This is a genomic window from Streptomyces sp. NRRL WC-3549, assembly GCF_000721935.1.
Lineage (GTDB): Bacteria > Actinomycetota > Actinomycetes > Streptomycetales > Streptomycetaceae > Streptomyces.
Window position 1 is genome coordinate 67,372 of record NZ_KL585421.1, and the last position, 4,511, is coordinate 71,882.

Below are 4,511 nucleotides of genomic sequence, written 5' to 3' on the forward strand. Positions count from 1 at the left end.
CCGTACTCGAAGCCGCCCGTGCCGGCGGGCTGCTCATCGGGAAGGGCGGCGGCCACGACACCAGCGTCCTGCGCATCGCACCGCCGCTCTCGCTCACCGTCGCCGAGGCCGAGGAGGGAGCGGACATCCTGGCCGACGCGCTGTCGGCGGCCGGATGAGCCGAGGCGGCCCGGCCGCCCGGCCCGCCGGACCCCGTGTACCCGATGCGAATGGAGACGAGTTGTGGCACGCACTCTGATCACCGGCGGCCTGGTCGTCACCGCTTCCGACGAGCTCCACGTGGACGTCCTCGTGGACGGCGGTCGCGTCGTGGCCCTCGCCACCCCCGGGAGCCACGGGTGGACCGCCGACCACGTCATCGACGCGACGGGGAAGTACGTCATCCCCGGCGGCGTCGACGCGCACACGCACATGGAGATGCCGTTCGGCGGCACCACGGCCTCGGACACCTTCGAGACGGGGACCAGGGCGGCGGCGTGGGGAGGTACGACGACCGTCGTGGACTTCGCCATCCAGTCCAAGGGCGGCTCGCTCCGGGCCGGGCTCGACGCCTGGCACGAGAAGGCCGAGGGGCGCTGCGCGATCGACTACGCCTTCCACATGATCATGTCGGACGTGAACGAGTCCTCGCTGAAGGAGATGGACCGGCTCATCGAGCTCGGGGTCACCTCGTTCAAGCTCTTCACCGCGTATCCCGGTGTCTTCCTCTCCGACGACGGCCAGATCCTCCGCGCCATGCAGCGTGCCGGTGCGAACGGCGGACTGGTGATGACGCATGCCGAGAACGGCACCGCCATCGACGTGCTCGCCGAGCAGGCGCTGGCCCGCGGGGAACGGGACCCGCGCCACCACGGCGAGGTGCGCAAGGCACTGCTGGAGGCGGAGGCCACACACCGGGTCATCAGGCTCAGCCAGGTCGCGGGCGCCCCCGTCTACGTGGTGCACGTATCGGCCAGGGAGGCCGTCGCCGAACTGGTACGGGCCCGCGACGAGGGCCTGCCGGTGTTCGGTGAGACCTGTCCGCAGTACCTCTTCCTGTCCACCGACGACCTGGCGGAGCCCGGTTTCGAGGGTGCGAAGTACGTCTGCTCCACCCCGCTGCGCCCCGCCGACCACCAGGAGGCGTTGTGGCGGGGACTGCGGACGAACGACCTCCAGGTGGTCTCGACGGACCACTGCCCCTTCTGCTTCAAGGGGCAGAAGGAGATGGGCCTGGAGGACTTCTCGAAGATCCCGAACGGACTGCCCGGCGTCGAGAACCGCATGGACCTGCTGCACCAGGCCGTCGTGGACGGACACATCGGCCGGCGCCGCTGGATCGACATCGCCTGCGCCACCCCGGCCCGGATGTTCGGCCTCTACCCGAGGAAGGGCACGATCGCCCCCGGCTCCGACGCCGACATCGTCGTCTACGACCCGCACGCTGAGCAGACCCTCTCCGCCGCGACCCACCACATGAACGTCGACTACTCGGCGTACGAGGGCAGGAAGGTGACGGGCCGGGTGGAGACGGTGCTCTCCCGGGGCGTCCCGGTGGTCGCGGACCGGGCGTACGTCGGTCACGCGGGGCACGGTGTGTACCTGCCGCGCGCACTCTGCCAGTACGCGGGCTGACGGGACCGTCGGCCGCCCCCGCTCGGCGCCCCGATCCCGTGGGGCATGTGTCCGGCCCCCGTCGGCGACGCTCCCGCGCCGTCCCGGACCTCGCGGGCCGAGCTCCCTGCGGGGGTGGGCAGGCCCCCTTCCCGAGGCCCGGGAAGCGGTCCAGGATTGTCTCCCTCGCGACTCGCCCCGAAGGCGTGGTCGTACGGGGTTCCGCGCGGCCTGGTGTGGAAGGATCTCCCGCAAGCACGGCAGGGGACGCGTCCGCAGAGCCCCGGCCCGCGTGCTCCCGGGCACCGGAAGAGCGGCGCCCGGGGGAGGGCGGTACACGCACCGGCCCCGCCTCTCCCGCGATCCACGACCCGCGCGCCACCTGTCGGCATCCGGAACAGGAGCACGTCATGGATTTTGGCCTCGTCCTCCAGACCGACCCGCCCGCCTCGGCCGTCGTCGGGCTGATGCGCCGCGCCGAACGGAACGGGTTCCGCCACGGCTGGACCTTCGACTCGGCGGTGCTCTGGCAGGAGCCCTTCGTCGTCTACAGCCGCATCCTGGAACACACCGACCGGCTGATCGTCGGCCCGATGGTCACCAACCCCGGGACCCGCACCTGGGAGGTCACCGCCTCCACCTTCGCCACCCTCAACGACATGTACGGCAACCGCACCGTCTGCGGCATCGGCCGCGGCGACTCGGCGATGCGGGTGGCCGGCCGGGCCCCCAACACCCTGGCCCGGCTGGGCGAGGCCATCGACGTCATCCGCGACCTCGCCGAAGGACGCGAGGCCACGGTCGACGGACAGCGGGTCCGGATCCCCTGGGTGAAGGAGGGCAGACTCCCCGTCTGGATGGCGGCGTACGGCCCCAAGGCCCTCGCCCTGGCAGGCCAGAAGGCCGACGGCTTCATCCTCCAGCTCGCCGACCCGTACCTCACCGAATGGATGGTCAAGGCGGTACGCGACGCGGCGGCCGACGCCGGACGCGACCCGGACTCCGTCACCATCTGCGTCGCCGCCCCCGCCTACGTGGGCGAGGACCTGGACCACGCCCGCGACCAGTGCCGCTGGTTCGGCGGCATGGTCGGCAACCACGTCGCCGACCTCGTCGCCCGGTACGGCGAGCACTCCGGCCTGGTCCCCGAGGCGCTCACCGCGTACATCGCGGGCCGGAACGGCTACGACTACAGCCACCACGGCCGTACCGGCAACCCCGACACGGCCTTCGTCCCCGACGAGATCGTCGACCGGTTCTGCCTGCTCGGCCCCGCCGAGGCACACATCGAGAAGCTGCGGGCCCTGCGCGACCTGGGCGTCGACCAGTTCGCCCTCTACGCCATGCACGACGCGCGCGAGGAGGCCATCGACGCCTACGGCTCCACGGTCATCCCGGCCCTGTCGGGCTGACCCGCCCGGCCGTCGAGGACGGTCCCTCCTCGCCCCGCCTCGGGCAGTCGGAGCAGATGCCGGTGGGGGACCGTGGCACAGGGCCGGCGTCCGGCCCGCGGGACAGGCTCCGGGGCGAGGTTCCTGGCCGGCGCCGTACGCGCTGCCGAGTCGGCCCGTCAGGAGGGGGCCGGTGTCCGTCCGAGCAGGGCGCTGACGTCCACCGTGTCCTCGGCGGCCGGGGTGGTCGCGGGCACCGGCTGGTCGTAGCGGGAGAAGTCCACGGCCGCGTCGGCCCCGCCGCCCCGCACGGTGAGCCGCACCGGGTGGTGCGCGCCACCGGTGTCCACGTACGCCGTCACCCGCTGCCCTCGGGCCTCGCGGGTGACCGGGACGGTCCGCACGCCGTCGACCGTCGTCACCGTGCCCTTGGTGAGCGTCCCGCCCGCGCGGCCGGCGTTGTCGGACACCAGCTCGCGGAAGGTGTCCAGGTCGCAGACGTCCACCACCGGCCGCAGCCGGGAGTCGGACGCCTCGCCCTTCAGGTAGCGCCCGGCCAGCACGGCCTGGAAGGCCGAACCGCCGACCGGGACCTGGTTCTTCCAGAAGGCCGCGTCGGGCTTCACCCAGACCGTGCCGCCCCGCTTGACGATCTTCACGGTGCCCTTGCCGCTCCCGAGGTCCACGCCGCCCGCGCAGTTCCCGTCCCGGTCGAGGGAGAGGTCTGCGGTCATCGCGTTCCGGCCCTTGCCCAGATCCCCCGACACCCGCAGGTGCAGGGACCGGGCGTCCAGCAGTGCGTCGCGGGAGCGGTCGGCGATCTGCTGGGCGGGGAGCGACGCGAAGTCGTCGTCCGCGCGGGCCACCGCGCCGGCGGTGACGGTGAGTACGGTCACCGCCGCGCAGACGGCGGCGCGGGCGGTGATGCGCTGTCCGGCCACAGTGCCTCCTCCGGAAACGTTCCTGGTCAGAGCCTTGCGGAGTCGTGACTGCTCCTGACGAGCGTACGCCCGCCCCAGGGCGCGTGCCCGGTAGAAGGTGCGCACGGAGAGTGAGGGGTGGCTCGATCTCCGTACACAGGGCGGGGTGGAGGCCGGCCCCGGAGGGCACCGGTCGCCGGGCCGGAGAGCGGGGGGCCGACGGCCGCCCCGAGCGGCCACACCGGCGGGCGGGGCGTGCTTGAGCGGGTCGGCGCACCTCGTTACCCTCCAGTAGACCCGTGGTGCGGTTCCGTGAGCGGCCCTCAGGAGGCCGGCGGACGCGAGGAGGCGGCAGCGATGTCATCGGCAGAGCCCGGCCGGCAGACCGGAGTACGTGGGCGGCGGCCGGAGCCCCCGGCCGTACCGCCCGGACTCGCCGACAGCGCACGGTGGCTGGCCGACGGAACCATCACGTCGGCGGCGCTCGTCGGCGCGGCCCTGAGCCGCATCGAGGCGAGCCGCGACACCCTCAACGCCTTCCGGCACCTGCGGGCCGACGCCGCGCTCGCCGAGGCCGCGGAGGCCGACCGGCGGCTCGCCGCGGGGG

The 4,511-nt window shown here is 73.3% G+C and carries 3 protein-coding genes and 2 pseudogenes; 4 read left to right on the forward strand and 1 reads right to left on the reverse strand.

The window, feature by feature from the left end:
• From IH13_RS42775 to IH13_RS0125655, 3 genes and pseudogenes are all read left to right on the forward strand, one after another.
• Nucleotides 1-158 (forward strand): annotated as a pseudogene (locus tag IH13_RS42775) (aspartate aminotransferase family protein); the annotation flags it as partial.
• Between the two features lie 64 nt (nucleotides 159-222).
• Nucleotides 223-1,614: a dihydropyrimidinase gene (gene hydA, locus IH13_RS0125650; protein ID WP_031088275.1), complete on the forward strand. Its 1,392-nt coding sequence runs from the start codon at nucleotides 223-225 to the stop codon at nucleotides 1,612-1,614.
• Between the two features lie 389 nt (nucleotides 1,615-2,003).
• On the forward strand, nucleotides 2,004-3,005 hold the full coding sequence (locus IH13_RS0125655; protein WP_031088277.1) for a TIGR03842 family LLM class F420-dependent oxidoreductase: 1,002 nt from the start codon (nucleotides 2,004-2,006) through the stop codon (nucleotides 3,003-3,005).
• Nucleotides 3,006-3,163: 158 nt separating this feature from the next.
• Here the strand turns inward: IH13_RS0125655 and IH13_RS0125660 are convergent, their stop codons facing one another.
• Nucleotides 3,164-3,925, reverse strand: coding sequence for a hypothetical protein (locus IH13_RS0125660; RefSeq protein WP_031088278.1), 762 nt, complete (start codon nucleotides 3,923-3,925; stop codon nucleotides 3,164-3,166).
• A 336-nt stretch (nucleotides 3,926-4,261) separates the two neighbouring features.
• Here IH13_RS0125660 and IH13_RS0125665 point away from each other — a divergent pair.
• Nucleotides 4,262-4,511, forward strand: a pseudogene (locus IH13_RS0125665) (amidase); the annotation flags it as partial.